Origin of the sequence: Victivallis vadensis (assembly GCF_003096415.1) — a bacterium.
Taxonomy (GTDB): domain Bacteria; phylum Verrucomicrobiota; class Lentisphaeria; order Victivallales; family Victivallaceae; genus Victivallis; species Victivallis vadensis.
Genome location: NZ_QEKH01000018.1, coordinates 47,000 through 72,828, shown reverse-complemented (window position 1 = coordinate 72,828; position 25,829 = coordinate 47,000). Strand labels below are relative to the sequence as shown.

General features: G+C 56.1%; 24 protein-coding genes and 2 other RNA genes. 11 read left to right on the top strand and 15 right to left on the bottom strand.

Going from position 1 to position 25,829, the window contains the following annotated elements; translation table 11 throughout:
- Positions 1-59 precede the first annotated feature (59 nt).
- From C8D82_RS11795 to C8D82_RS11785, 3 genes are all read right to left on the bottom strand, one after another.
- A complete protein-coding gene (locus C8D82_RS11795) occupies positions 60-893 on the bottom strand; it encodes a DNA/RNA non-specific endonuclease (protein WP_116884490.1) in 834 nt (277 codons plus the stop codon).
- A 538-nt stretch (positions 894-1,431) separates the two neighbouring features.
- Positions 1,432-2,493, bottom strand: a complete 1,062-nt coding sequence (locus tag C8D82_RS11790; protein WP_116884489.1) for a recombinase family protein — start codon at positions 2,491-2,493, stop codon at positions 1,432-1,434.
- A gap of 2 nt (positions 2,494-2,495) precedes the next feature.
- Positions 2,496-2,936, bottom strand: coding sequence for a DUF2924 domain-containing protein (locus C8D82_RS11785; RefSeq protein ID WP_116884488.1), 441 nt, complete (start codon positions 2,934-2,936; stop codon positions 2,496-2,498).
- A 319-nt stretch (positions 2,937-3,255) separates the two neighbouring features.
- Here C8D82_RS11785 and C8D82_RS11780 point away from each other — a divergent pair, with 319 nt between their 5' ends.
- From C8D82_RS11780 to C8D82_RS11765, 4 genes are all read left to right on the top strand, one after another.
- Positions 3,256-3,639: a helix-turn-helix domain-containing protein gene (locus C8D82_RS11780; RefSeq protein WP_116884487.1), complete on the top strand. Its 384-nt coding sequence runs from the start codon at positions 3,256-3,258 to the stop codon at positions 3,637-3,639.
- A 5-nt stretch (positions 3,640-3,644) separates the two neighbouring features.
- The gene (locus tag C8D82_RS11775) at positions 3,645-4,340 is read left to right on the top strand and encodes an ImmA/IrrE family metallo-endopeptidase (protein WP_165833039.1); all 696 of its coding nucleotides are present in this window, start codon (positions 3,645-3,647) and stop codon (positions 4,338-4,340) included.
- Positions 4,341-4,434: 94 nt separating this feature from the next.
- Positions 4,435-5,607 (top strand): hypothetical protein, encoded by a 1,173-nt coding sequence (locus C8D82_RS20700; RefSeq protein ID WP_133245172.1) that lies wholly within the window; start codon positions 4,435-4,437, stop codon positions 5,605-5,607.
- Positions 5,608-5,621: 14 nt separating this feature from the next.
- Positions 5,622-6,572: a hypothetical protein gene (locus C8D82_RS11765; protein ID WP_133245171.1), complete on the top strand. Its 951-nt coding sequence runs from the start codon at positions 5,622-5,624 to the stop codon at positions 6,570-6,572.
- A gap of 401 nt (positions 6,573-6,973) precedes the next feature.
- On the opposite strand, the gene ssrA is transcribed toward C8D82_RS11765, so the two are convergent.
- Positions 6,974-7,330: a transfer-messenger RNA gene (ssrA, locus tag C8D82_RS11760) on the bottom strand.
- Between the two features lie 60 nt (positions 7,331-7,390).
- On the bottom strand, positions 7,391-9,106 hold the full coding sequence (locus C8D82_RS11755; protein ID WP_116884483.1) for a glycosyltransferase family 39 protein: 1,716 nt from the start codon (positions 9,104-9,106) through the stop codon (positions 7,391-7,393).
- A 153-nt stretch (positions 9,107-9,259) separates the two neighbouring features.
- Here C8D82_RS11755 and rnpB point away from each other — a divergent pair.
- The 4 genes from rnpB to C8D82_RS11735 all read left to right on the top strand — a co-directional run bounded on the left by rnpB (position 9,260) and on the right by C8D82_RS11735 (position 12,664).
- Positions 9,260-9,626: RNase P RNA component class A (gene rnpB / locus C8D82_RS11750), an RNA gene on the top strand.
- A gap of 166 nt (positions 9,627-9,792) precedes the next feature.
- A complete protein-coding gene (locus tag C8D82_RS11745; protein WP_116884482.1) occupies positions 9,793-10,608 on the top strand; it encodes a metallophosphoesterase family protein in 816 nt (271 codons plus the stop codon).
- A 1-nt stretch (position 10,609) separates the two neighbouring features.
- On the top strand, positions 10,610-11,671 hold the full coding sequence (locus C8D82_RS11740; RefSeq protein WP_165833038.1) for a glycosyltransferase family 9 protein: 1,062 nt from the start codon (positions 10,610-10,612) through the stop codon (positions 11,669-11,671).
- A 3-nt stretch (positions 11,672-11,674) separates the two neighbouring features.
- Positions 11,675-12,664 (top strand): hypothetical protein, encoded by a 990-nt coding sequence (locus C8D82_RS11735; RefSeq protein WP_116884480.1) that lies wholly within the window; start codon positions 11,675-11,677, stop codon positions 12,662-12,664.
- 63 nt (positions 12,665-12,727) lie between these two features.
- Here C8D82_RS11735 and dprA read toward each other — a convergent pair whose 3' ends face one another.
- From dprA to C8D82_RS21220, 3 genes are all read right to left on the bottom strand, one after another.
- Complete coding sequence (gene dprA, locus C8D82_RS11730) at positions 12,728-13,870, bottom strand: DNA-processing protein DprA (protein ID WP_165833037.1); 1,143 nt, start codon at positions 13,868-13,870, stop codon at positions 12,728-12,730.
- Positions 13,863-14,927: a 3-dehydroquinate synthase gene (gene aroB / locus C8D82_RS11725; RefSeq protein WP_116884478.1), complete on the bottom strand. Its 1,065-nt coding sequence runs from the start codon at positions 14,925-14,927 to the stop codon at positions 13,863-13,865. The genes dprA and aroB overlap by 8 nt, the downstream gene beginning before the upstream one ends.
- 266 nt (positions 14,928-15,193) lie before the next feature.
- Positions 15,194-15,385 carry a hypothetical protein gene (locus C8D82_RS21220; RefSeq protein WP_165833036.1) on the bottom strand — a complete coding sequence of 64 codons (192 nt, stop codon included), beginning with the start codon at positions 15,383-15,385 and terminating at the stop codon, positions 15,194-15,196.
- 127 nt (positions 15,386-15,512) lie between these two features.
- On the opposite strand from C8D82_RS21220, the gene C8D82_RS11720 reads away from it, so the two are divergent.
- From C8D82_RS11720 to amrS, 3 genes are all read left to right on the top strand, one after another.
- Positions 15,513-16,139 carry a thermonuclease family protein gene (locus C8D82_RS11720; protein ID WP_165833035.1) on the top strand — a complete coding sequence of 209 codons (627 nt, stop codon included), beginning with the start codon at positions 15,513-15,515 and terminating at the stop codon, positions 16,137-16,139.
- A gap of 83 nt (positions 16,140-16,222) precedes the next feature.
- The gene (locus tag C8D82_RS11715) at positions 16,223-16,549 is read left to right on the top strand and encodes a 50S ribosome-binding protein YggL (RefSeq protein ID WP_116884476.1); all 327 of its coding nucleotides are present in this window, start codon (positions 16,223-16,225) and stop codon (positions 16,547-16,549) included.
- Positions 16,550-16,554: 5 nt separating this feature from the next.
- Positions 16,555-17,430 carry an AmmeMemoRadiSam system radical SAM enzyme gene (gene amrS / locus C8D82_RS11710; protein ID WP_165833034.1) on the top strand — a complete coding sequence of 292 codons (876 nt, stop codon included), beginning with the start codon at positions 16,555-16,557 and terminating at the stop codon, positions 17,428-17,430.
- Positions 17,431-17,445: 15 nt separating this feature from the next.
- Here the strand turns inward: amrS and C8D82_RS11705 are convergent, their stop codons facing one another.
- From C8D82_RS11705 to C8D82_RS11675, 7 genes are all read right to left on the bottom strand, one after another.
- Complete coding sequence (locus tag C8D82_RS11705; protein WP_116884474.1) at positions 17,446-18,501, bottom strand: hypothetical protein; 1,056 nt, start codon at positions 18,499-18,501, stop codon at positions 17,446-17,448.
- Complete coding sequence (locus C8D82_RS11700; protein ID WP_116884473.1) at positions 18,492-19,535, bottom strand: HlyD family secretion protein; 1,044 nt, start codon at positions 19,533-19,535, stop codon at positions 18,492-18,494. Before C8D82_RS11700 ends, C8D82_RS11705 begins: the two co-directional genes overlap by 10 nt.
- A gap of 3 nt (positions 19,536-19,538) precedes the next feature.
- Positions 19,539-21,023, bottom strand: a complete 1,485-nt coding sequence (locus C8D82_RS11695) for a TolC family protein (protein ID WP_116884472.1) — start codon at positions 21,021-21,023, stop codon at positions 19,539-19,541.
- A gap of 317 nt (positions 21,024-21,340) precedes the next feature.
- Positions 21,341-22,087 (bottom strand): cell division cycle protein 123 family protein, encoded by a 747-nt coding sequence (locus tag C8D82_RS11690; RefSeq protein WP_116884471.1) that lies wholly within the window; start codon positions 22,085-22,087, stop codon positions 21,341-21,343.
- A gap of 3 nt (positions 22,088-22,090) precedes the next feature.
- Positions 22,091-23,035 (bottom strand): hypothetical protein, encoded by a 945-nt coding sequence (locus C8D82_RS11685; protein WP_116884470.1) that lies wholly within the window; start codon positions 23,033-23,035, stop codon positions 22,091-22,093.
- The gene (gene def, locus C8D82_RS11680) at positions 23,032-23,625 is read right to left on the bottom strand and encodes a peptide deformylase (RefSeq protein WP_116884469.1); all 594 of its coding nucleotides are present in this window, start codon (positions 23,623-23,625) and stop codon (positions 23,032-23,034) included. Before def ends, C8D82_RS11685 begins: the two co-directional genes overlap by 4 nt.
- Before the next feature lie 72 nt (positions 23,626-23,697).
- Complete coding sequence (locus C8D82_RS11675) at positions 23,698-25,521, bottom strand: TolC family protein (RefSeq protein WP_116884468.1); 1,824 nt, start codon at positions 25,519-25,521, stop codon at positions 23,698-23,700.
- Positions 25,522-25,829 lie beyond the last annotated feature (308 nt).

The following is a 25,829-nucleotide window of genomic DNA, read 5'->3' as shown; positions in this document are numbered from 1 at the left end:
AAAAAGCACTGTGACCGTTTATCACAGTGCCATTATCGCAAACGATATATATGTATGTTTTAGTTGATCCAATCCCAGCTCTCAACGGAGATGCTGCTTTCCAGTTTTTCCTGTTTTTGTTTTGGAACCAGACTGAAAAAATCCAGTCCAGTTAATTTTTCGACATGATCGACGGTCACAGCGAAGGAAAGAAGGTCCTCGGAGCTGCCTTTGTTGGGCAGAATAAAACCGATCATTTTCTGTGGTGGCGTGAGATCATATACAACCTTATAATAATATTCGGGAACAGAAACCTTGTTTCGGCCAATCGTAATAGTTGGCGTTTTCGGAAGGATCGGCCCGGTGACAACAACAATCATTCCTTCCCGGTTTGCAAAATACCGGATTTGTTTTTCCAGCTTTCCCCAGATTCCGCGATTGAAAGCTGGCTTCTGGGGCGACATATTGCTCATGAAAAAACTGTCGCTCATCGTTTTCTGTGAGAATGACATATCGGCGGCCGGGGCCAAATGGCCGCGATCAAAGCCAGATCTGGTATAGTCGGAAGGATGTGCGGAACCAGTCGGAATTAGGGGATCTTCCCGGAAGTTATTTGTGCGTTTTGCAACCCGACTGGAAAGTTCATCTTTTGTGACAATATAACAAACCCAGCTCGGCTGTTCATGTTTTTCGATATATCCCAGGGCATAACCTTCGCGCTCAATAATGGTATCAGCCGGACCGGGAACGCCATATTTAAGGTTATCATACTGTGGATATTTCGGGCGATAAACAAATGGCTCTTTTGCAGAGATCGTGACGATGGAAACGAAAAGAGAAACTGCAATTATCAGAAATCGCAGGCTGGATATATGCGTATTAAAAAAGTTTTTCCCGCTTCGTTTATTCAGCATGTAATATCAAAGCAAAAGCATAAAAAAGCGACCTCGACCGATTGTACCAAGTGAGGCTCGCCAAAGCCAGAGAGATGCAAAAGGCCGGGTCGCAAAAACGACCCGACAAACTTTACCCTCTCTCGAATAGAAAATTGGCGATTTCACTTGGAGGAAAATTTAGTCGTCGGTATTATCCAACAATGTATGTATTAAAAATAGACGCTTTTATTATGTCAGATGCTGCTCCTTTCTCTATTTATAACGCTCTATCTGTCACAGCGTAATATATCACCAAAACGCGCATTTTACAACCTTAAAAAGTCATTTTTCTGGTTTCAATAACGCCGGGTTTTATTTCCTGGAGGTTAACAAAACAAAAAGTCAAAATTCTCCCACCCTCAAAAACAGCCAAAAGTTCGTAAAATGGGGACAATGGTTCAACACCCGTTCAAATTCCGAAAAAGTCATAAACTTCGAAATTACGGATTTTTCGATGTACGGGGACTTTTTACCGAAGATTGACGCCAGCTTTTTATAAGCGTTGGTTCGCCTAATGTCAAAAGTCCTCTAAAAAAGGCCGCTGTTTCAGTTTCAAAACGATCTCCTCAATGGCCGGTGCAGCTACTCGGTTTACTGGACATACATGTTTTCCGCGCTTTGATTCATCGACGCAAAGATAGTAAAGATATTTCCGACCTCTTCGCCTGGCGTATGTCGGCCCCATCGCACATCCGCAATGTCCGCAGCGAATAACTCCTTTAAGGATTGCAACGGTCTCCTGCTTTTTGTTTCGCAGATATTTCATAGGATCATTTTCTTTGAGATGCTCCTGGGCTTCATCCCAGCTCTTTTTGTCAATGATAGCCTCGTGTTCACCTTCGTAAATCTCACCTTTATAATTGACTTTCCCGATATAGGTATGATTTTGCAAAATCCGGTAAATATGACTTACATTCCAGGGCCTTCCATCGCGTCTTGCCACGCCAGATTCTTCCAGTTCAAAAGCTATCTGTCGCGGAGAACCAATTTCCAGGAATCGCGTAAAGATCCGCTTTACAATTTTGACTTCTTCTTCATTTATGTGCAAATGCTTGTCCACCACCTTATATCCCAGAGGAACCGAACCGCCAACCCATTTGCCTTTTTTGCGGCTGGCGGACATTTTATCGCGGATACGTTCTGCGATAACCTCTCGCTCATATTGGGCAAAAGTTACCAGAATATTTAGCATCATTCGACCGGAACTTGTGGTTGTGTTGATTTCCTGCGTGACACTGACGAAGGATGTTCCATGTTTATCAAAGACCTTGCTCAATTCGGCAAAATCGCAGATGGATCGTGAAAGTCGATCCAACTTATAAACGATAATAATGTCGATCTTACCAGCTTTTACATCTTCCAGAAGTTTTTTCAAACCAGGTCGATTCATATTTCCGCCAGAATAACCGCCATCATCGTAACGATCCGGGAGCAAGCGCCAGCCATTCATTTTCTGGCTTTGGATATATGCTTCGGCCGCCTCCCGCTGCGCATCAAGACTGTTAAAAGAATCCTGAAGGTTCTCATCGGTACTTTTACGCGTATAAATTGCACATCGCTTTATTTGTGATTTATCCATAATTATTTTACTCCAAAGAAAACTTTACCGTTCCAGTGCGATCCGGTGATTTCGGACGCTATTCCTGAAAGCGATCTAAAAATTCGGCCTTCATATTCAAAGCGTCCATCGTCCATGATGGTTACTTCGTACTCTTTGCCCTTCCAGGTTCTTGTCAATCTTGATCCCGGAAGCAAAACGGATTCATTATTTGACGTCTTTTGCAGGTTTGCCAGCGGATCGTTTGAGGCGACTTCATTGAGAATATCTTTTTCTGCTGTTGTCAATCCGCCATAATAAAGCTCCTGAATTCTGAAAGCAATGCGTTTTCTCAATGTTACCACTCTTTTCTGAGTTGTCGGGAAGCCGTACAGTTCTTCAAATCTGGCCTGCAAAGCAGGGACTCCCATATTCTGCAGCTCCATTAACTGACGGGTCACACTCGTTGGTGTCTGTTGTCTCATCTATAAATCCTTTCTTTGTTAAGATGTTGATATTGTTTGCTTTGTGCATACATTTGCTCTGGTTTTGAACTAAAGCAAGTTCACTTTCTCGTCTTTTGCGAAATATTCTCTGAATTATTCGCATGGCTTCCGTAAAGTCTTTTTTTGTTTGGGACATGTTGTTGCTCCTTCTGTTGAGGTCTCCAAACAAGTATCTTTCCAAAAAAGTCCCAATTGGTGCCATTATTTTTGATTTTTTTTCAAAAAAAGATTTGTAATTCACATCAAGTTGTCATATATTATCAGCACCGTAGAATAAAACCAATAGAAAGGAACGATTATGTCCGAGAGTAACGCCCTGGGCGACAAAATCCGCGCACTGCGAGAAGTGAAAAAGCAGAGCGATCCGCGTTTTTCACAGCGCAAGTTCGCAGAAATGCTCAGCCTGAGCCCTACCTATTTGAATAAGGTAGAAGCTGGAGAGTTGATCCCGGCAGCAGATACAATCATAAGGATTGCAGATCTGCTCGACATCAATCGTGACGAACTGTTGGGTTTAGCCGAGAAGGTGGACCCCGCACTCAATGCTATTATTCTGGAAAAGCCAAAGGCTATGGCAGCGTTTCTGCGTACAGCCAGTGGAATGTCCGAAGCTCAACTCGCACAATTTCAGCGCTTTATGGAAGCTGAGAAGAAGGCGACTGAAGAAGCAAAAAAGGAATAATGGCAATGGGCTATTCCTCCTACATTCCCGCACAAAAAATAGAAGATGAAGCCATGTCGGTTCTGGCTGCCTACGCGCAGAAGTATAAAGAACCGATCACTGCTCCCGTTCCCATAGAGGAGATTCTTGACTGCCTTTATGACGTGACGATCGAAGCAGCGGATCTCCGGGCGAAGTATCAAAACGACGACGTGCTGGCTGAATTTCTTGTAGGCAGGAACAGAAAAGTCATCCTGATCGACCAAACAATTCACCCGGATTTCAATGCAGACAAAGAGGGACGTTACCGATTCACTCTCGGTCATGAAACAGGACACTGGATCTTGCACCAGCACTTGCTGGCCAGTGTGAACACTGACAACCTGTTCGACGATGAGTTAAAACCTGTCTCCGTTTACCGAACCAGCTGCAAAGAGCCGAAAGAAAAGCAAGCGGATATGTTTTCTGGTTATATCCTCATGCCAAAGGACTTAATCCTTCGGGAGTGGGAGGCTAAATTCGGTCCCGATCATGGTCCGGAAAACGTCTACGAGGAAATCCGCGAAAAGAGCGAGCGCTTCCAAACTGAGCCGGAGAACATCCGCTGCGACTTGGCGAGGGAGTTTGCTATCAAGTTCAAGGTGTCTGCACAAACCATGCAGATCCGGCTTCGTGATATGGGCCTCCTTGAGCTTGCCGAGCCAGAACCTCGTTTGTTCTGAACCCATCAATTTTGTGCCAGCGTGCTCGGATGTCCACGTTGACAAATGCTGACTATTTACTAAACACTCAATTAACGAAAGGTAGACATTAGCTATGTGTACGACGTATAATACCAAGAAGGCTTTTCGTTCTCTGTCACAAGTCATGCAGAAAGCCATCTTTGAAAAACTCGCTCCTGAACTTGAAATTGACTGGACCAAAGTCAAAGTACGGAATGTTGATCACCTTTATTCCCGGTTCCTCACACTTAGTGACGATCTCCGGGGCAAGGTTGATTCGGCTCTGTACGAGATCTTTGTTTTTGCAGAACATCCAGTCAATGCCACAACTCTGCATAGTTTGATCGCCCAGCAGGGACTTATTCCACCTGCTGAATTCGACGAGTGGAGTATCCATGACAAAGCGGCATGGGTATTTCTGCAAGACGAAACTGCCTGGACTCAGGCTGCCAGATTTGCCCATATTGATCGAATGACAGAGTCCCTCTGGTTTGTCCAGAAACTTTTTAATGGCGGAGCCGGAAAGGTTGAGTACGAAGATGAACACTTTGATCGACTTGAACGGGGAATAAGTGAGTACATTTATAATTTGGAAGGCCGGGGCAAATACTGCTTCATAGAGTATTTTGAACGTCTCGCGCTGGATAAGGAGTGCTTCTTCCTTTACCTGAGCGACTATCCCCGCAATACGATGCAGTGGAAAGGCGGCAATGATTTCTCTCGCGGGATCGACAAGCACGCCTATGAAATCGTCATAGTTTATGATCGGAAGGAAAATCACCTGTCTGTTCGAACCACTGGACCTCGCGCCCACAAAGAGCGTTTGTGCCAGATCTGGGCCGAAACAATGCGGGACACAATTATCCAAGATGCCGATTTGAAGAAGCAGGCATTTGATATTTCCGGATTCAAAAAAGGCCCTGATAACATCATTGTTGATCCGCTGTCTGACGTTAGAGAAGCAAAGGTGCTTATGCTTGAAGCCGGGATTGCCGGTAACAAAGGCAGCCGCCGCGTTTATGAGGAATCCGATCTGGACCTTTATACTCAGATGCGCAAAGAGCTGAACCCGGATCGTGTTCCGATGTCCATTCTGGAAATATCCTGTGTGAAGCTCCGCCTTCAGCTTGATCCGAAAAAGTATGGCAGAAAACAATGCCAGACCGTAACAGTCCGGCCGAACTCCTGCAACATTAACAGCAAAGATCCCGGCGTTCAGCTGGTTATCATGGAAACTCTGAAAAGTTGGGGGATCGTATGTGCGTAAGAGCTATTCAACTGGTGACTGATCGTTTGTGTTTGACTGATCCGGAATGGCAGAGCAAGGAGCTTGTCGGAGAAGCAGAAATGTGGAAAAAAGCTGGAATCCTCCGGGCCACCAAGCGCTATACAACGGTTGACTGCGATTGTGACGAACAACTGCACCAGGCAGATGTCATGGAGTTTGAGCGCGACGGAAAAACAAAATATATGGCGTTCTGTTCATTGACCGGCGGAGCCAGAGAAGTGAAAGAAGAAGAATTGATCGGCTACACTTTTCAGCCTGCAAAGGTGGCGGAGTTGTTTCATTCGCTGTTCCGATGCCGGGCAGATGTTGAAATGATTATTCCCGGTCGCCTTTGGAAGATGGGCCGGTCTGGAGTTCCTGTTGCAGGCCGTAGCCGGGATATTTATTTCACGCCTCGTCTGAACGATGATCCGCAGGACATATATAGCAAGCTGCCAGATACAAAGACTCCTTTATTGATCGTTGGCAGCAGCCGTTATTCCAAAAGCCCGGATAATCCGTATGATGACAACCGGATCGTTTCAGTGGACACGATCCTGATGATTCAGGACGACAAATGGGCGCTTGATATGGAATGGCTGCACCAGCTGGCCTGTGATGGGCCTGACGAGGAACCGGAGCCCGAAACACGTGACGCAACAGCGACGACTGTCGGAGCTATGAAAAAAGCTCTGCATGAGTATCTGGAAACACAGTACCGGCATTATTGTCACGAGTTGAGTCGGGGCAACGGATCTCAGCTGTTGAAGCCGATCACGCAGGAGTACCTTGCAGAACGTATCGGAAAAAGCAAACCGCGCGTTTCAGCGCTGTTGGAATTGAAAGTCAAGTTTGAGAAATGTAAGCATCCGGAAATTCGGGCCATGTGGGACGCATCCCACGATCTTGAATTGATGATCGCCTACGGTAATAAGCATTGGGGCAGTCGGAGAAGGACTGCTTAAAAACACGAAAAGCCTCCGGGAATTACTCTTGGAGGCTTTTTTACTGTTCGGACACTTCCGGTAAGGTGAAAACAACATTTTTTAGGGAATTTCGGGGTTTTATTACTTTTTGTTGATATAAGACAAGGTGATTGTATTCTCTCCGAAACCGCATCATTAAAATCCGTCTTTTACGTCAAAAACGGTTGTTTTGAGCTCAAATCTGGTAAAGGACGCCGTCCTCCACCCGGAGAGAAAGAGAGAGGATTTTTGACAGAAAAACCCAGTTTGACACCCGGAATAGCGCCAGTTTACATTCTCTGTGGCAAAACTGTTTATCGGTAAGACTTTAAGGCTGAAACAGATAGGATATAAAAGAAAAGAGCACTAACGTAAATCGTTAATGCTCATACATTTAATACTGGTGGAGGTGGCGGGAGTCGAACCCGCGTGCCGACGAGGTCCAATGAGGACGTCTACATGCTTATCTCATCTTTTCTTTTTATCGTCCTTTGCCGAAGCCAATGAGCAGGCCTGACTCCAGACTATTCCTTCCTTTGATCTCGCCTTGAACCGAAAGACGATTGTTCAAAGCCAGAGCGCTGAATGACGCCATGATCCCCTAGCACTCCTCAGGGACGACAGCGTGGCGGGACTTAAGCCGCCAGAGCAAACTCTTCGTTCGCAGTTATCGTTTCGACCGATGTTTTACGAGGCCAACGATCATCCTCGGCATGCAATCAACACCCAACCGGGCCGGTCGAATCCGGAACACCCCCAAAATCGGTAACTATCACTATATCATCTTTTCACGAAATGTCAAGCCCGATTCCGGCAAATCACTCGGTCGTGCGGCCTGTTTCCGGCAAATTCTTCAGAGCCTCTTCGATCAGCGGCCGAAAAGACGGAAGCGGTTCCTCCGTCAGCGCCCGCCGATAGCAACGCGCCGCTCCCGCGTTATCCCCTTTCAAGCGACGCGCTTCCCCCTCGAAAAAGCTGCGTTTCGATGCCAGGATTCCCAACCGGGCCGGATCACTCCGCTCCAGCGCCGCCGCCGCCGCGTCAAAACGCCCCTGCCCCAGCTTCACCAGCCCTCCGTAATACCACAGCAGCGCCGGTTCGATCGCTCCCGCTTCAAACGCCTTGGCCAGCAATCCTTCCGCCCGATCCAGCTGCCCGGCCGGGATCAGCCGCACCATCAGGTTCACCAGCGCCGCCTGCTCCGTAAACCCGCTTTCCGCCAACCCCTGCTCAAAGGTTTGCAGCGACGCTTCCGAAACACGTTTGCCGCCTTCCTCCATCGCCATCGCCCATGCCACAAAATCACTGCCGCGCACAAACGGCCGTTCGCTCAATGCCAGATTCAGCCCGGCGCTTCCGGCAACCGCCGCCAGCATCCATACCGTCCGCTTCCGGCAGCCTTCGGGGCCGCAACGCAACGCCCACCAAGCCGGATAAACCGCCAGGATGGACAAATACGGATAAAGCAGCAGACGGTAACGCCCCATCGGATAATTCGCGCATAACGGAAGCATCAAAAGCAGGATCACCCCCAGCAGCAATCCGTCGCGCCTTTTCCACCGCCCGGAAAACAGCAGCAGGACCATCCCGGCCGCCGCCAGCGGCAGAACCAGCCACGGGCCGCAGCTCATCCGCAACGGCGGAAACATCTCGCGGATAAAATAATAATTGAGGTTGTCCGGCACCTCGTGAGCACAGAAGAGCACCGGCAGGCGTTTCACGGCATTGACCCCGATCCGGACCGGCGGCGGAAGTTCAAAAGCGGCCTTGCTCTCCGGTACGGCCGACGACGGCGTCTCACCGCCCGTGTTGACCGAAGCCGAATAAGGCAGCACGTTGAAAAAAGGCGACCAATTACGGCTGTAATGCCAGTTGAGTCCGCCGATCAGAATCCAGACCACCAGAATGCCGCCCGGCAGAGTCCACCAGCGACGCAGGCGGTTCCGGCGCTTCAACTCCAGCCAGAACCAGAGCACCGCCCCCCCCGCCAGCAGCAGCGCGGTCGGCCGGCCGATCGTAGCCAGTCCGAACAGGACACCGCTTGCCAACGCGGCTCCGCCACCCCAGTGCAAACGGTGCGCCCGAATCAGCGACACCACCGCGGCAAGACAGGCGAAAGTCACCATGCTCTCCTGAAGCATCGTGCACTCGTACATCAGGGCGGGCCCGTAAAGCGCGGCGACCATCCCGGCCGCAAGCGCATACCGGCGGCTGCCGAACAAATGCAGCACGATCCAGGCGGTCAGCAGCGCGGCAACCACGCCGAGCACAAGCTGAACGCCCGCCAGTTGCATGACCTGATGGCTCCGGCCGTTGACAGACCAGAAAAAAGCGACCAGCATCCGGTGCAGCGTGAACAGCGGACTGGCCGTCGCCCCCCATTCGCCGCGTTCCAGCAGCGTCTGCATATCCAATCCGGGCACCAGATGGAAATTCCGCAATGGAGAGCCGGCCAGTGCAACCGCCGCCCAGCACCGCAATACCGCCGCGACAGCCGCCACCGGCAGGTAGACCTGACTCCAGGAACGCCGCATTTCAAACTTCCTCCGCTAAAATTCAACCTGTTCCCAATATACAGTCGGAGCACTTTCAATGCAAACCTGCGGAAAAATAATATGGATGCTCAAAAAAAAGCCCGGACACTCTTGTATATTCCAAAGGGATGGCTATATTAACAAACGCAAGGTACATCAGCCGTGGGCAATCGCGGACAGCTGGGCAACCCGCCGTTCGAGGAAAGTCCGGACTGCAGAGAGCAGGGAGTCCTTTTGAAAAGAAGGATATCGCGGACCATACGCCGCGAGAAGGCCAGTGCAACAGAAAGCAAACCGCCTCCGGCTTCGGCTGAAGGTAAGGGTGAAAGGGTGGGGTAAGAGCCCACCGGGCGCGCAGCGAGAGCGGCGCCGCATGGTAAACCCCTCCCGCAGCAAGACCAAATAGGGGATGATGCCGCTGCTCGCGGCGCTATCAGTCCCGGGTTCTGGTCGCATAGACAGATGATTGCCGTTCCGCTTCGGCGGGATACAGAATCCGGCTTACAGCGGCGATGTGCTTTGCTTCGCCTGAATTCCGGAACAGGTTCCGGGAACGGCGAAAGGCGCCGGGATTTTGCGGGAAAGAGATTTCCGGCACGATCCTGTTTTTGTATGAAAGATAAATCATAATTGAAACACGCTTCGCTTTCCTCAAGGCGAAGCCGAGGTCGGGATAAGAACGAACGATGGCTAAGTACGCGATTCTCAGTGACATTCACGCCAACAGCGATGCACTGAAGGTGGTTCTGGAAAAGTGCAGGGAGATCGGAGTCGATCATTTTGTTTCACTCGGCGACATCGTCGGCTACAACGCGGAACCGCGCGAATGTCTTTATCTGGTACGCGATCTTGCCTGGGTGGCAATGGTGCGCGGCAACCACGACGAATACACGGCCAACGGCAAGACGGAGCTTTCCGGCTTTAATCCGCACGCGAAATTCGCGGTGAACTGGACCAGGGAGCAGCTGACCGATGCGGAACGCGCGTGGCTGGTCTCCATGCCCTATCGGACCCGGATCCCCGGCAACAACTCCACGATCGTTCACGCGACGCTGGACACGCCGGAAAACTGGGGCTACATCTTCGACTGCCACCATGCCGCGGACAACTTCTCCTATCAGTTCACCCAGATCTGTTTTTGCGGGCACTCCCACGTTCCGGTCGCGTTCTGCAAGAAGCCGATCACCAGCATCAACGAGCGGAGCATCGACGAAATCCCGGAGTGGACCTACAACTACCAGTTCGAGCTTTCCAATACCGATTTCAACTATGAAGACGAGCTGACCGTCGAAATCAAGGCCGGCTACAAATACCTGTTCAATGTCGGCAGCATCGGCCAGCCGCGCAACCGGGACCCGCGTTCCAGCTTCGCGATCATGGACACCGATGCGGGAACCATCACCCGCTACCGGATTCCCTACGATATCGCCGCGCAGCAGAACAAGATCATCGACGCCGGATTGCCCGAAAGACTGGCGCTCCGGCTCGCCGTCGGTACCTAGAATGTTCGAACTCGCCAAGGTCAAGCGGATTCTGGTCATCAAGCCGAGCAGCCTCGGAGATATCCTGCATGTGTTCCCGGCCCTGGCGGAATTGCGCATTCACTGCCCGGAAGCGACGCTGGACTTCCTGATCCATCCCGCTTTTGCCGACATCCTCGACTACTCCCCCTTTCCGGTTTCCGAACGGATTCTCTTCGAGCGCAAAAGGATGGGACGGGTTTCCACGATGGTGCCGGAATTCCTGAAGCTGGCCCGCGAACTCCGGCGCAAGAAGTACGATCTGGTGATCGACTTTCAGGGGCTGACCCGCAGTGCGCTGTTCGCCTCCCTGACCCGGGGCGGTCCGGTCGTCGGCTTCGCCCAGACCCGCGAAACCGCCGCAAAGTGGTTCTACAGCCGGCGCATCGCCGTCGCGCCGGGCCATGCCCTTGAACGCAACAGCGCCCTGATCGGGGAACTGACCGGAAACAATGGCCCGGTCAGGCTGCCGGAGCTGCCCGCCAATCCGGCCGCCCTCCGCAAACTGGAGACTCTGGCCGGTCCCCTGCCCTCCCGGCTGGTCGCCCTGATTCCGGGAGCCCGCTGGCAGAGCAAACAGTTTCCTCCCGCCCTGTTCGCCGGAATCGCCCGGCGGCTTCACCAACTGCTGCCGGATTACGTATTCGCGATCATCGGGGCGGGCGGCGACCGGAAGATCGAGCAGGAGATCGTCGAACGGCTCCGCGGCGAAGTTCCCGTGCTGCCGCTGGCCGGAAAAACCTCGCTGACGGGCATGATGGAGGTGCTCCGCGCCTCCTCGCTGGTGATCAGCAACGATTCCGGCCCGGTGCACGCGGCGGCGGCGCTGAACAAGCCGGTCTTTGCCTTTTTCGGCCCGACCTGCCCCGAAAAGACCGGCCCCTACGGAGAGCGTACCCGGATTTATCAGTTGAACATCGATTGCGTCCGGTGCATGAAGCGCAACTGCCGTCCTGTCGACGGGCTGCTGCGCTGCCATCGCCTTGACGCGGATAAAATAGCGGCGGACGCCTTTCAGGTACTCACCCAACCACAGGAGAACTGAGCCATGATTTCCCACACCCTTTTGAAACTGCTGCTGACGCCGGCGGCGCTGGTCTGTGCCGCCGCCACCTTTGCCCAGGTCGCGATGGATCTCAGCCTGAACCGGACTGTCTACATGCAGTATGAACCAATTTACGCCGCCGTCACCCTCCGCAACGACAGCGGGCGGGCGCTGGCTTTCGGACACGACCCGAAGCTTCAGGGTTTCGTGCTGTTCGAAATCCGCGACAGCAAAAACAACCTCGTGCCCAAGCGCCCCGGCGCGGAGATCAACACGACCGGGCTGCTGCTGCGCGCCGGCGAAATCAAGCGTCTGGTGATTCCGGTTTCCAAATACTACAATCTGGATCCGCTCGGGACCTACCGGATGTTCGCCTATGTGAGTCATGCCCAGCTTCCGGCGGAATACCAGTCCAAGGAGACCCGTTTTCAGGTCAGCCCCGGCGTGGAAGTCTGGTCCAAAAGCGTCGGCATCCCCGACCTGACCGGCAAAGGAGAAGAAAAGTCCGTGGAACGCACCTATTCCATCCGCTCGATGACCGAAGGGCCGGACCGCTTCTTTTACCTCGTCGTGGAGGACAATGACAAGGTATACGGTGTCATCCGGATCGGCAAACGGATCGGGCAGGAACAGTTCCGCGCCGAAGTCGACATGCTGAGCCGCATCCACCTGCTGATGCCGGTTTCGCCCAAGGTGTTCCACTATCTGGCATTCGCTCTGGACGGCACCTGCATCGCCAACCAGCACTGGAAAACCACCGGCACCATTCCGACTCTCGTCCGCGATCCGGCCAACGGCATGGTCACTCTCGCCGGCGGCGCCGTCGCCCGCGTCGGCATCGATTTTCAGGATCCCAACGCCGGCAAGCTCACCGCGACCCAACTGCTGAACGAAAACGGCGACCCATTGGAGAATGCCGCTCCGCTGCCGCAGCCTCCCCGTTCCAGCGGCCTGCTCGACCTCGGCAAAGAGGTCGTCAATCCGAACCGCTGAACCTTCCGGGATTGCAGGCACGGGAGTGTACGCTGCTGCCCCCGCCGAAATAGCTTTCCGGCCTCACGGACGCCGGGGAATGCGGCGGTAAACCATATCGCTGCCGTGCTCGACCAGCAGCTTCATTTCGAGCATCATCAATGTGGAGAGCAACGCACCGGTTTCGCGGCCGGTCTCCTCGGCAAGGAGGTCAAGGGAAAGCTCGCGCCCGTCCAGCAGTTTCCAGATTTCACGCGCTTCCGGCGGAAGATCGCCGACGGATGAACTGTCGTAGGGCACCGCGTCCTCATTCGCCTCGCCGCCCGGAGCAAGGCCGGGCAGGTAGCCGAACCCCACTCCGATCGCATTGAGCACGTCGCTGAAATTCTCGATCAATCCGGCGGCCCCCTCTTTGATCAGCTGGTGACAGCCCTGCGCCTGCGGATTGTCCGCATGTCCCGGCACCGCGAATACATCGCGGCCGTTGTCCAGCGCCAGCCGCGCGGTGATCAACGCTCCGCTGCCGATCCCGGCTTCGGTCACGATGGTCAGCCGGGCCAAACCCGCAACGATCCGGTTCCGGCGCGGGAACGAAGTGCGGCTGACCGGGAAGTTCATCGGAAATTCACTGATCACCGCGCCGCCGGTTTCCACGATCCGGCGCGCCAGCGGCACATTCTCCTGCGGATGAATCCGCATCAGTCCGCCGCCCAGCACCGCGACCGTACAGCCGCCCTGCTCGACGGTCATGCCGTGCGCGACGGTGTCGACTCCGTAAGCCAGCCCGGAAACCACAGTGTATCCGGCCGCCACCGCCTCGGCGGTGATCTGCCGCGTCATCCGGGCCCCGTAATCGGACATCCGGCGCGAACCGACCACCGCGACTGCGTATTCCGGAAATTCCGGCAGGCGGCCCCGCACATACAGACACAGCGGCGGATCGTAGAGGTTGCGCAGCACGGCGGGATAGGCCTCATCGAACAGCGTGATGACCCGTACTCCCGCTTTGTCCGCCAGCTCCAGCTCGCGGGCCAGCTCCCCTTCCCAATCGAACTCCGCGATCTTGACGGCCAGCGTTTCACCGATGCCGGGAACGTGCATCAATTCGCGGGCGCTCCGCCGGAATACGCCGGCCGGCGAGCCGAATTCGTCGCAGAGCGCCGTGTATTTCACATATCCGACGCCTGAAATCATATTCAGGACAATACAGGCCTCCCGGTCAAGCATAAATCGCCTCCACCGCGGCGGCAATCGCCTCCAACGGCGGCTGCCCGACCGCGGCATGACCGATCCGGTCGACAGTCACCACCTTGATCCTGCCGTCCGCACTCTTCTTGTCGCGCCCCATCACATCGACCACCTTGTCTACGGCGAACCGGCGGGAAAGGGAAACCGGCAGGCCGACCGCCTGCAGCAACGCCTTCTGACGGTCGGCTTCAGCACGCGAAAGGGTTCCGGAGGCCACCGCCAATTCCGCCGCGGCGCACATGCCGATCGCGACTCCTTCCCCGTGGCTGATGGAAAAACCGCTGAGCATTTCGACCGCATGTCCGAAGGTATGGCCGTAATTCAGGATCGCCCGCAGCCCCGCTTCACGTTCGTCCTCGGCGACGACCGCCGCCTTCAGCTCGCAGCAGCGCCGGATGATCCGCGCCATGCGCCCGAAATCGGCCGCGTCAACCAGCCCGGCCGGATCGCGTTCCAGCTCGGCGAACAACTCCGCATCGAGGATCATCGCGGTTTTGACGATCTCCGCGAGGCCGCAGCGGATCTCCCGCCCCGGCAGGGTCTTCAGGAAATCCGGGTCGATCAGCACCAGTTGCGGCTGGTGGAACGCGCCGACCAGGTTCTTCCCCTCCGGGATGTCCACGCCGGTCTTGCCGCCGACGCTGGAGTCGACCATCGCCAGCAGCGTAGTCGGAATCTGCACGAAACGGACGCCGCGCATATAGATCGCGGCCGCGAATCCGGTCATATCGCCGACCACACCGCCGCCGACCGCGACAAAACAGCTTTTACGGTCGTATTTCTCCAGCGCGGCATACCGGCAGATGTCGATCACGGTAACGGGAGTCTTGGAGGCTTCTCCGGCCGGAAAGATGAATTTGAAATCGGCGCCGATCACCGTGTCAATCCACTCGCCGTACCGTTCATCAACCTCGGAATCCGTCACCGTCAGCAGCCGTCCATATGCAAGCTCCGCCGCGCGTTCGCGCACGCCGGAACCGATCAGAATATCATAGGCGCGCTCCTCCAGCCCCACCCGTACCGTTTCAACCGCCATAACAAACCTCTCACAATATTTCATGATAAACACAAATCGGATTCATGTGCTATAAAATATTGCAAGAAGCGGCGGTGCGCAATCGCAAAACGGAAAATTCCCCCGATATTTCCTTTCCGGCAGGCCGGCGGCAGTAATCAGAATACTGCCGGACAGGTACCGGAATACTGCTCCGTAAACAATGCTCCATATCGCCGGCTTCCTCTCCAAACACACCTCTTCGCATGTGGGAAAACGAATGCCGGATAAACCGGCATTATTCCAATTCAATTGAAAACGCAACCCTGTTTAAATGAAAATAAAAATTCATTCTTTTTTCGCCTTCCTCCCGGAAAATCAACTTTTTTCCATGCTTCCTCCTCTGAAAACCGCTTGGCGGAGCGACCGGAGCCGGAGCGGTCACGCTGAATGCGGGAATCTGCGCAAACGGCCACTTCGGAACCGTCACGTGCGATCAACCGCACCGTTTCCGCCGCCCTCCGAAGCCTGAACTTCTCCGCGAAACCGGCGGAAACATGCTTTCCGAAGTTGAAAAAAGCCGGACTCGGCGATACAGTATCCGGACAACCGTTAACGAAAGTGAGAATGATGGCTTCCAGACCGTTCGCCCGCATCCGGCGTATCTGCAACTATTTTTTCATGGCTTTCCTGATTCTGCTGGGGGGGCTGCTTTTCAACCTCGACCGGCTCGACTCGGTCGGAATCCGGCTGCTTCAGGTGCAGCGCTTCCTGCCCCGCTCCGTGCGCACCTTCCTGCCCGGCGGCTCCGCGGCGGAAGGCAAAGCACAGCCCCGGGAAATCCTGGAAGGCAAGATCATTCAGGTCTACGACGGCGACACCGCCACCTTGCTCACTCCGGAAGGCGACACCAAATACAAAATCCGGTTTTACGGCATCGATGCGCCGGAAGCCGCCCAGCAGGGCGGCGGCGCTTCCCGGGACGCTTTGGCCGATATGATCCTCGGCCGCAACGTCCGGGTCGAAGTCGCCAACACCGACCAGTACGGCCGCGCCGTAGGCAAGGTCTATGTCGACGGGAAATTCGTGAACTTTGAAATGGTCAAGCTCGGCCATGCCTGGCACTATGTCGCCTACGCCCGCGACGAACCGGAATTCGCCCTCGCCGAGCTTGCCGCCCGCCGCGCCCGGCTCGGCCTCTGGAATGCGCAGAATCCGACTCCCCCCTGGGAATACCGTAAAACCCACAAATAAAGCCGGCCGCGGGTGGGAAAAGCCGTTTTCGGTGTTATAGTATAGACATATCTCAATCGATCAACTTGAAAAGGAATTTCACCATGAAGAAAAGATTGCGCAAAAAACTTCACCGCGGCGAATTTCAGGAACTCGGTTTCTTCCTGAAGGTCAAATATGCGGAGATGCCCGACGAGGAATTCGACCGCTTCACCGACTGCGTGATCGACAAGATCGGTTCGCTCGGGCTGGAGTGCGGCGGGCGCTTCGACGTCAACGAGCTGGAGCTTTTCGTGACCACCGGCCTCGTGAACACTGATGAAGCGGGAAAGCGCCAGGCGGTGCTGGATTTCATGAACTCCCTGCCCGGCGTCACCTCCGTTGAAGGTTCCGATTTCGCCGACGCGTGGTACGACACCAAAAAGGCATGATGTCAATGCGGGAAGCGGATTTTCAGAGTTCTCTTCCCGGCGGAGAGGTCCGGTGCGACCTCTGCCCGCGCGCCTGCGTGATCGCTCCCGGCCGGACCGGTTTCTGCCGGGTGCGGCGCAACGACGGCGGCAGGCTCGTCGCGCTTTCCTTCGGGCGGCCGGCTGCGCTCCAGGTCGACCCGGTGGAAAAGAAGCCTCTCGCCTTTTTCCTGCCGGGCACCCGCACGTTTTCGCTCGGCACCTTCGGCTGCAATCTGGACTGTGCATTCTGCCAGAACTTTGAATTGTCGCGCGGCGGTTACGGCTCCGGCAGGGCCTGCCCGGCGGTTTCTCCGGAAGAGATCGTCCAGATGGCGCTCAGCCGCGGCTGCCGCTCCATCTCCTTCACCTACAACGAGCCGACCGTGTTCATCGAATATGCCGTGGAAATCGCGAAACTCGCCCGGCAGGCAGGCTTGAAAACAATTCTCGTCAGCAACGGCTGGATCAATCCGGCCCCCGCCGCCGCACTTTATAGGCTGATCGACGCCGCCAATATCGATGTGAAAGGGTTCAGCGAGGAGTTTTACGGCCGGCTCTGCAATGCGACACTGGCGCCGGTGCTGCGCAGCTGCGAATTTTTCCGCAACGAATGCGGAGGCCATCTGGAATTGACCAATCTGGTGATTCCGGGGCAGAACGATTCGCCGCAGATGATCGACGCGCTGCTCGACTGGGTGGAGGAAAAGCTCGGAGCCGATACGCCGCTCCACTTCTCAGCCTATTTCCCCTGCCACCGCTACTGCGATTCGCCGCCGACGCCGCGCGAAACGCTGTTTTCGATCCGCGAACATGCCGCCGAACGCGGTTTCACCCGCATCCGGCTCGGCAATATCCGCTGAACGCCGCTTCCGGCGTCAGGCGGTTTTCTTTTCGTCCTCGAAATCCTCCACGCAGCAGGGGGGATCGAGCCGGAATTCCGCCAGTTCCACCAGCCCGGCTCCGATCGCGACCGCGAAGGTGGACTGCACGATCATGTTCCAGCCGTTGCCGTAATCCGCGAACTCCCCCATGCTCAGGTTGTTGGCGCCCGAGATCATCACCATGAACAACAGATAAAAACCGATGTAGTCATCCGCCCGGAAACAGTAGTAGAACGCAACGAACGCCCAGATCACCGCCAGATAATTGAACTGGTAATCGATATAGCCGACCGTCCCCAGCCACGCGACCGCCAGCGTAAAGCCGAGCGGCGCCCAGACCAGCCGCAGCATCGCCACATGGCGTACCGCCTTCCCGGAGCCGCCGCCCGAATAACAGAGCCCGACCGTCAGCGGAATCCAGTAACCGAACTTCCAGTCCAGCATATCGAACAGAAACAGCGCGAACATGAACGCGCAGATCCGCCGGATCACCGCATCCCCCGGCATCCGCGGCGTCGACGGCGAGCCCGGCCACTCCCGGCTGCCGAACAGCATCCGGTCCAGCAGCAGATAAGTCGGGACGATCACGGTAATCAGTGCGACCAACATGCAGAAAGTATCCAGTCCGATCAGGAAAGAACCCTTTTCGAAGTTCATGATCGACGCGACCATCACCGCGCCGGCATTGTTGCCGCGCCGCCGCTTCGACGCAATCCAGACTGCAAACGGCGTCACCAGCGCAACCGCCAGCCAATACGGCTCCAGCGCCGAATAGAGGAACTGGAAAAAGCCGAACTGCAGCAGATTGACCGCGATCGCCTTGGCCCGTTCCACCCGGGTCCGCTCCGAAAGCGCGCCGACGGTGCAGAGCAGCGGCCCCAGCAGCCAGATCAGCCCGTGGCGCGGATCGCGGAACACCACCACTGCCAGAATCGACCAGAATACGCTGTTGAAGACCAGCATCGTCGCCTCGAAAGCGTGCAGCCGGACTTCGTCCGCGAAATGGTGCATCAACCCGTCGCGAAGATTTTTGAGTTCCCCTACACCCAACGGAAGATCCTCCAGATGATCTGCTTGAGCAGCTGCGACGAAGTATCGATCTGCACGAAGGCGCTGCCGCCGAGGTTGAAGGGATACTCAGGATCGGGATCGGTGATCCGTATCTGCACCGGGAAACGCTGCGGCAGCAGGAACCACTGGTTCTCCTTTTCCACCAGCTGAACGCCGGTCTCTTCAGAGGTCTGCCGCCGTTCCGCGCCGAAACTCACCTGCTCGACCACGCCGTGAAACTTTTTGCCGGGATACTGCCACAGCCAGATCGACGCGGTCTGGCCGGGCCGGATCATCGACAGGTCGGTCTCCTCGAAGTTGGCCTGTATGAACCAGTCGTCCGACTCGATGAAGGCGAACAGGATATCACCGGGACGATAGTAGCCGCCCGGCGACACGTGCATATTGCTGATGGTGCCGTCGTTCAGGGCGTAAACGGTGGTCTGTTCGAGATAGATTTTCGCCAGTTTCAACTGGCTCTGCAGCCGCCCGATGCCGGCAGCGACCATCTCCTTTTCCCGCTCGACCGCTTCCAGCTGGTGCTTCGAAGCGGAGAGCTGCGCGTTGGCGGCCAGCTCGGCTCGCCGGGCCTCCTCGGTATAGGTCTGCGAAACCGCCTGCTGCGCATACATCTCGACCGCCTGCTTCGACAGATACTGCCGGTTGGCGGCTTCGGCGGCGTCCTTTTCGACCTGCGCCTTCGCAGCCTTCAGCTTCGCGTCGATTCCGGCCAGCCTGGCCTCTTCGACTTTGACCGCATAGGTGAGGTCCTCCACTTTCAGCTCATAAGGAGGGCGGAAGATGGTGAACAGCGGCTCCCCCTTCTTCACTTTCTGGTGGTTCTTCACCAGCACTTCCGTCAGGTAGCCCTCGACCAGCGGCGAAACAGGCCGGGTGTTGGTGATCAGGAACGCGTTCTGGGTGAACGGCTTGTAATGCAAGCTCCAATAGTATCCGCCCAGCCCGAGGCCGAAGAGGATCAGCACGATCACCACGGTGTAATTGCGAATGATGTCTTTTGCGGAAACGGCCATGATTTACTCTCCAAACTTTTCTTCGAGCCGGTCGAACATTTTATCCAGCACCGGAATCGTCTCCGGATTGTGCAGCGGCGCCAGCTCCACCTCCCCGTTGACCGCCGCGATCAACTGGGCATTGGCCTTGCACATTTCAATCAGCGAAACCGCAAGGCCGCCTTCGGCGCTGATCAGGTCGTTCTGGGCGCCGCGCAGCCGGGTGATGGTCACATTGCCCGCCCAGTATTCGACGACCACCAGGTTGCGCTGCTCGAACACCCAGTCCATCGTCTGCCGGTAAAGCTCGGCGATCTCCGCGCTGGAACGATAGATGGTGTAGGCGGTTTCCACCTCATTCAGCACCTGCAGCTGGGTCTGTGCAAACTGCAGCCGGGACTCCTCGTACAGCTCCCGCAGCTCCCGGTAACGGTTATAGCGCTGCAGGCCATTGAAGATCAGCCAGTCGGCAGTAATGCCGTAACCGTAATTGTAGTTATCCCATGAGCTGCGGCTGAAATCGTAGCCGCGCATCCAGTCCTCCTTGCGCTGGTAACCGACCGTGCCGTAAGCATTCACCACCGGAGAAAAGGCGGAAAGCCCCGCGTACTTCCGGTAGCGCGCCGCATCGATCGCCTCGCGCATCGCACGCAGATCGGGGCGGCGGGCCAACGCCTCGTTCAGGTAAAATTCCAGCTCCAGCTCCGGCTTCCGGATCGCATCGGCGATCGGGATCAGCTTCAATCCGGGCGGCAGCCTGCCGTCGGGATATCCCATCAGAGCCGCCAATGCGTAGCGCGCCACCTCACGCTGCTGCCGCGCCTGCACCCGCATGGTCCGGGCTCGGTTCAGGTCGATTTTGAAGCCGAGCCAATCCCCCTTGGCGATAAAGCCGGAGTTGAACCGCACCGAAGCCTGCTGAAGGCAGGACTCCTGAAATTTGATATCCGACTCCGCGATCGCCTCCATCTCCCCGGCCAGCAGCACGTCGTAATAGGCGAAAGCGACCGAACGCTTCAATACGCGCAATACGTTTTCACGCCGGCTGCCGCTGATCCGGTATTCGGAGCGGCTTGCCAGCACATTCAACTCCCGCGCCAGCCCGTCGAACAACAGCCAGCTCGCCCGCAGCGAAGCTCCGACATTGAAGCGGTTCGTATAGGGAACGGTGGTCGGCAGCGGATTCACGATATGATCGCGGTCGAGGATATTCTGGCCGATTTCAAACCGTCCGGAAATCTCCGGGCTGTACGCACCCACCGCCTGATAATAACGCATCCGGGCGGCGTTGACCGCATAGAGCGTCGCCTCAAAATCGGGGTTGTTCCGTTCCGCAATCTTCTGGGCAAGCGCAGGAGTAAGCGTCGTGACTCCGTCAAACGCCCTCCACTCGGGATCGGCCGCATATTGTTCGCGGATCTCTTCGAGCGTCTCCGCAAGCGGCGCTTCCCGGCAGCCGGATACAAGCAATCCGGCGATCGCGCCAAGAACAATCCAATACCGTTTCATCACCGGCTTTCCGGTCTTCCCGCGCCGGCCGGACCGCCGCCGTCTCCCCCCGGATATCCGGCAACACAATCAGATATGCTCCGGCTGGCACAAGAAAAACTCAACTATACACATTTACAACTCTTCATTATTAAAAATAGCGCATTTCGGCAATATTGCAAGTGCAGGAGTCCCACAAACCGGAAAAAGTGTCCGGTATAGTCGTTTCATGCCGCCCGGCCGGAATTGTCCGGGCATAAAAAAGACAACCGCCTTCAATCAAAGGGGTTGTCCTGAACCTTCAATGGACGGGAGCCGACGCGAAGCGGCGGGCCGCCTCAAAACGATACGCTGACGTCGCCGGAGATGCGGGTCGGCGGATCCATCAGCACGATTCCGGCGGGTTTGCTCCAGTCCCGGTCCCAGCTGCGCAACAGCAACGGATCAGTCGCGCCTCCCCACGGATTCAGGTCAACGATCATGATCTCGCCGCCAGCAGTAAAATAGATGTCCATCACCAGCGTTTTCAATGGCAGCATCCAGCTGATGTGCTCCACAAATTCCCCGGCACGCTCCCAATATTTCTCCCGAACTCCCTCCAGACGGCGGAAATGGCGGAGCAGGTAATACTGGCTCATCGCATTCAGTTGACCGTCCCTGATGAACAGCCGGAATTCGCGGGTCCGGTTCATACGCCGGAAGGGGCGCAGACAGATGTATTCCACCTCGCCGCGGCGCGCTGCGCGCCGCACTTTATCGCTGAGCGTCAGGTACTTCCACGCGCTTTCCGGCGAATAGACCGCGCCGCGTTTGTTCAGGAAACGTTCCGTATCGGTGGGCGCGCAGCTGTCGACCGACACAAAGCAGTTGCCGGGAATCGCCGCCATCGGCTTGCGCAGTTCTTCGATGATCCCCTCGACGGCGGGATTCACCTCGTCATCGTCTTCATAGTCATCATAATTCTCGCCTGCGACCAAAGCGGCGAGCGCTTCCTTGCGCAGCTTCACGAATGAAGTCAGGAACGTATAACCCGCGAGAACCGGATACCAGACCGGTGTGCGCAGAAAATCCTCTTTTTTCTCCATACCCTATCCCTCCTGTGAACCGGAAACACCGGCCCGTTCCACCCGCGCCACCGCGACCAGCCAGTACACGACCAGCCCGATCATGAACACCGTACTGTAACTCAGGTACGGCAGGTCGAATGCCGGAAAACATGAGGCAACCAGCATCACCGGAAACCCGGCGTAAACGCCGATCTTCCAGAATTCCCCGAATGTCAGCGTCTGGAGCCGGCGGGAACTGGTAAGCCGGAACATTCCGGCAAACAAGCCCGTATAAAACAGCGCCAGCGCCAGAATGCCGACCAGCTGCATGCCGAAAAGCAAAATCCCCATCCCGATCTTCAACGATCCGAACAGAGCCGCAAAGCTCTGGGTGGCGGTCTCCTTGACCGGCCAGGAATACCCGTTGTCCAGTTTGGAATCCAGCAGCTCGACCAATCCGGAATTCGTCAGATAATGCTTTTCAGGTGAAAACATCGAAATCGCCCCGCCCTCTTCCGCCGGACGCAGGATCGACACCAGCCACGAATCCTTCTCATAATGTTGTGCCGAGACGAAATATCCCGGCGACCAGACCGCCAGATAATTCAGGAACTCCGCCTGCTCCGGCGGCAGCCTGCCCCCCGCCTCCCCCCTCGGCACATAGAACAGCTTGCCGTCAAACGGCAGCGACAACGCCCGGGCCCGTTCCGGCGCTTTTTCCGGCACAATTCCGGCGGCGGAAAGCTGAAATTCACTGCCGAATTCAGCGATAAAAACCTGCTCCAACTGCCGCACTTCAGGCAGCAGCCGATTCAGTTGTCCGAGCAATATCCCGGCTGAACAGAGCAGCGCCATAAAGAACAAATGGAACAAAATGCGAAGCGTGGAGTTTTTCCGCAACCGGAAAAAAATCTCCGTCCCGCAGCAAGTTCCGCGCAACGCTTCCCAAAAGCCGACCCGCGCCTGATAATCCGCCATCTTGCTCACTTCACCTTTATCCGGTGGAAATGGTGTTTCTCACCGTACCGGATCAACTGCTTCAAGTCGCGCTCGATCGTCCGCGCCGCTTCCGGGGAAACCCGGTCCACAAAAAGCACGCCGTCCAGATGATCCAGTTCATGCTGGATGCAGCGGCCCAGCAACCCGCCGCATTCGCACTCGATCACTTCGCCGTCCAGCGTCGTCGCCCGGAACACCACGGTTGCGGGGCGCACCACCGGCGCCCAGATGTCCGGCACCGACAGGCAGCCCTCGTCGCTCTCGCAGAGTACATCCGAACTGGCCACGATCTCCGGGTTGATCACCGTCAGCGGCATCCGGGGCAACAGCAACTGTTCCCCGACCGTCGGATTCTCCCCCATCGAATCCACCGGAATGTCGAATACAACCAGACGCAGCGACTCCCCGACCTGAGGCGCGGCAATCCCCACGCCGCTGAACACCCGGAGCGCCTCCTGCATATTGCACGCCAGCTCGCGGATCTCCGGCGTCACAGCCTCCACGGGCCGCGCCTTCGCCTTCAATACCGGGTCTCCCGCCGTATGAACCACATACCGTTTTTTATTGCGAAACAACATTGTTTTTTCCTCTTTCAAAAAAGCACAAAAACCGCCGAATCAAACATTCGACGGTAAATGAATCATCCCGCGTCAGGGCTGCACCACGACCGGAGTGCTGCCGGCAGGAGCCTTGCCCGGAGGCGGAGCCGTCGAACTGGCCGGAATCGGCACCGGCTGGTCCTGCGGAGCCGAAGCCGGAGCCGACACCTCGGGCTTTTTCGCGGGAGCCGTCGCCGGAGCCTTCGGCTGATCCGCCGCCGGAATCGGCACGACCGGAGTCGTGGTGTCGATATTTTTCGGAGCCGGAAACGCCGAGGACATGCCCGGACCGGCCGTACCCGGAATGATCGAATTATCCGGCGCGCTCACCGGTGCGGTCTGCTCACTCGGCTTCACGTCGACGCTCTCCATACCGGGAACCGGCGTATTTTCAAGTTTTCCCGGAGCGATATTCGCGGGATCACGGTAGAAACTGGCCGGGTTGACGGCGACAGCGGCATCCAGCTGCGCCTTGGCGTTCTGGATGTTGATATAGCTGCTGGCGAGATTGGTTTCCGCCTCGACGAGGTCGCGCTGCGCCTCGTTCAGACGGGTCAGCTCGGTGTTGCCGGCGCGGTATCCCTCGTCAACAAGGTCACGCTGCTGGGCGGAGAGGTCGCGGGTCTTTTCATAGATCCGGGTCTGCTTCACGCTCTGGATGTAGTTGGCATAGGCGGTGCGGACTTCTTCCACAACCGTCATCCACATCGCGGAAACCTGATAATCCGCCACCGCGACGTTCGCCTGATACTCACGCATCTTGTTGTAGCGGATCAGGCCGTTGAAAATCGTCCAGTCCGCGGTGAAGCCGTAGCTCAGCGCCGGAGTGGTGCTTCGGCTGTGGCGGTAATAACCGCTGCTGCGTTCGTAGCTGTCGCTGCCGACATACGTATTGTTCTGGGTCCCGACCGCCAAAGTCGCGAATGCGTTGATCGTCGGGCCGTAGGCGCTGTAGGTCTGGTACATCTGGTACTTCGCGATTTCGAGCTGTTCGCGGTAGCCCTTGAGATCGGGGCGGTTCGCCAGCGCGGTGTCCAGATAGATATCGACCGACGGCAGGTCGCTGAAGTTGGTTTTGAAGTCCGACGCGAACTTGATCTCCTGCGGCAGCGTACCGTCCGGATAGCCCATCAGCACGGCCAGAGCGTAAACCGCGGTTTCGTACTGGTAGTCGGCCTGCACCAGATTGCTCTCGGCCGCGTTCATCTGGATTTCAAAGTTCAGCACGTCGCTGAGCGGAACCGCGCCGGCCTGATACTTCAACTGAGTGTACTGCAGCGAACTCTGCTGGAAGTCGCGGTCCTCAAGGGCGATGCGCTTGTTTTCGATCGCCAGCAGCACCTGATTGTAGGCGTAGGCGACCGCCCGCATCAGGGTACGGCACTCATCGGCTTCGAGCATTCTCTGATAATCGAGGCTGTGCGAAGCGGCCAGCAGCGTGAATTCACGGGCCAGGCTGTCGAAGACCAGCCAGTTGGCGTTGATTCCGGTGGAGGTGGAGAAGCGGTCGGTCCGCTGCGGATTCGAAGCGACATTGTGCGTATTCTTCGTCCAGTTGTGCGCGTTCTGCAGCGTGAACTCCGCTCCGATGGTCGGGGAGTAGGCTCCCATCGCCTGATAGTAGCGCATCCGCGCGGCGCTGACCGCGTGGGCGGCGGCGATGTAGGTCGGGTTGTTGATCACCGCGATCCGCTGCGCATCCGCAAGCGTCAGGTCGGAAATTCCCTCCAGCAGCTTGTCGGCATCGCCGCGGGGCCGCTGCGTGTAGGTTTCTCCCAGCGTGCCGGATGCCGGAGGCGGATACTCGTAACAGCCGCCGATTGCAATCAACATCAGGCCGATCGCTCCCTTGCCAACGTACTTCTTCAGTTCCATACTTTCGTTTGCTCCAGATGTTTCAATAGATATCAGAATCTAAAAAGAACTTGCTTAGGTTATCCTAAATACAATAGCAGTTTTTTTCCGATTTTCAAGTTTCCGTTTTTAATTTAACGCACAAACCTTCAAATTATTTTCCCCGGGTTCAAAAAAAACATTCTTTTTCTGCAGAGCCGGAGCGGCAGTCCCGGCAACTCCCGGCGGCGATTCCGAAAGAAATCGGCGCCGGCGCTTGCATCCGGGGCAAGAGTCTGTTATATTTATTCCCGCCATAACATTGCACCGAATTTCGATCATTGCAAATA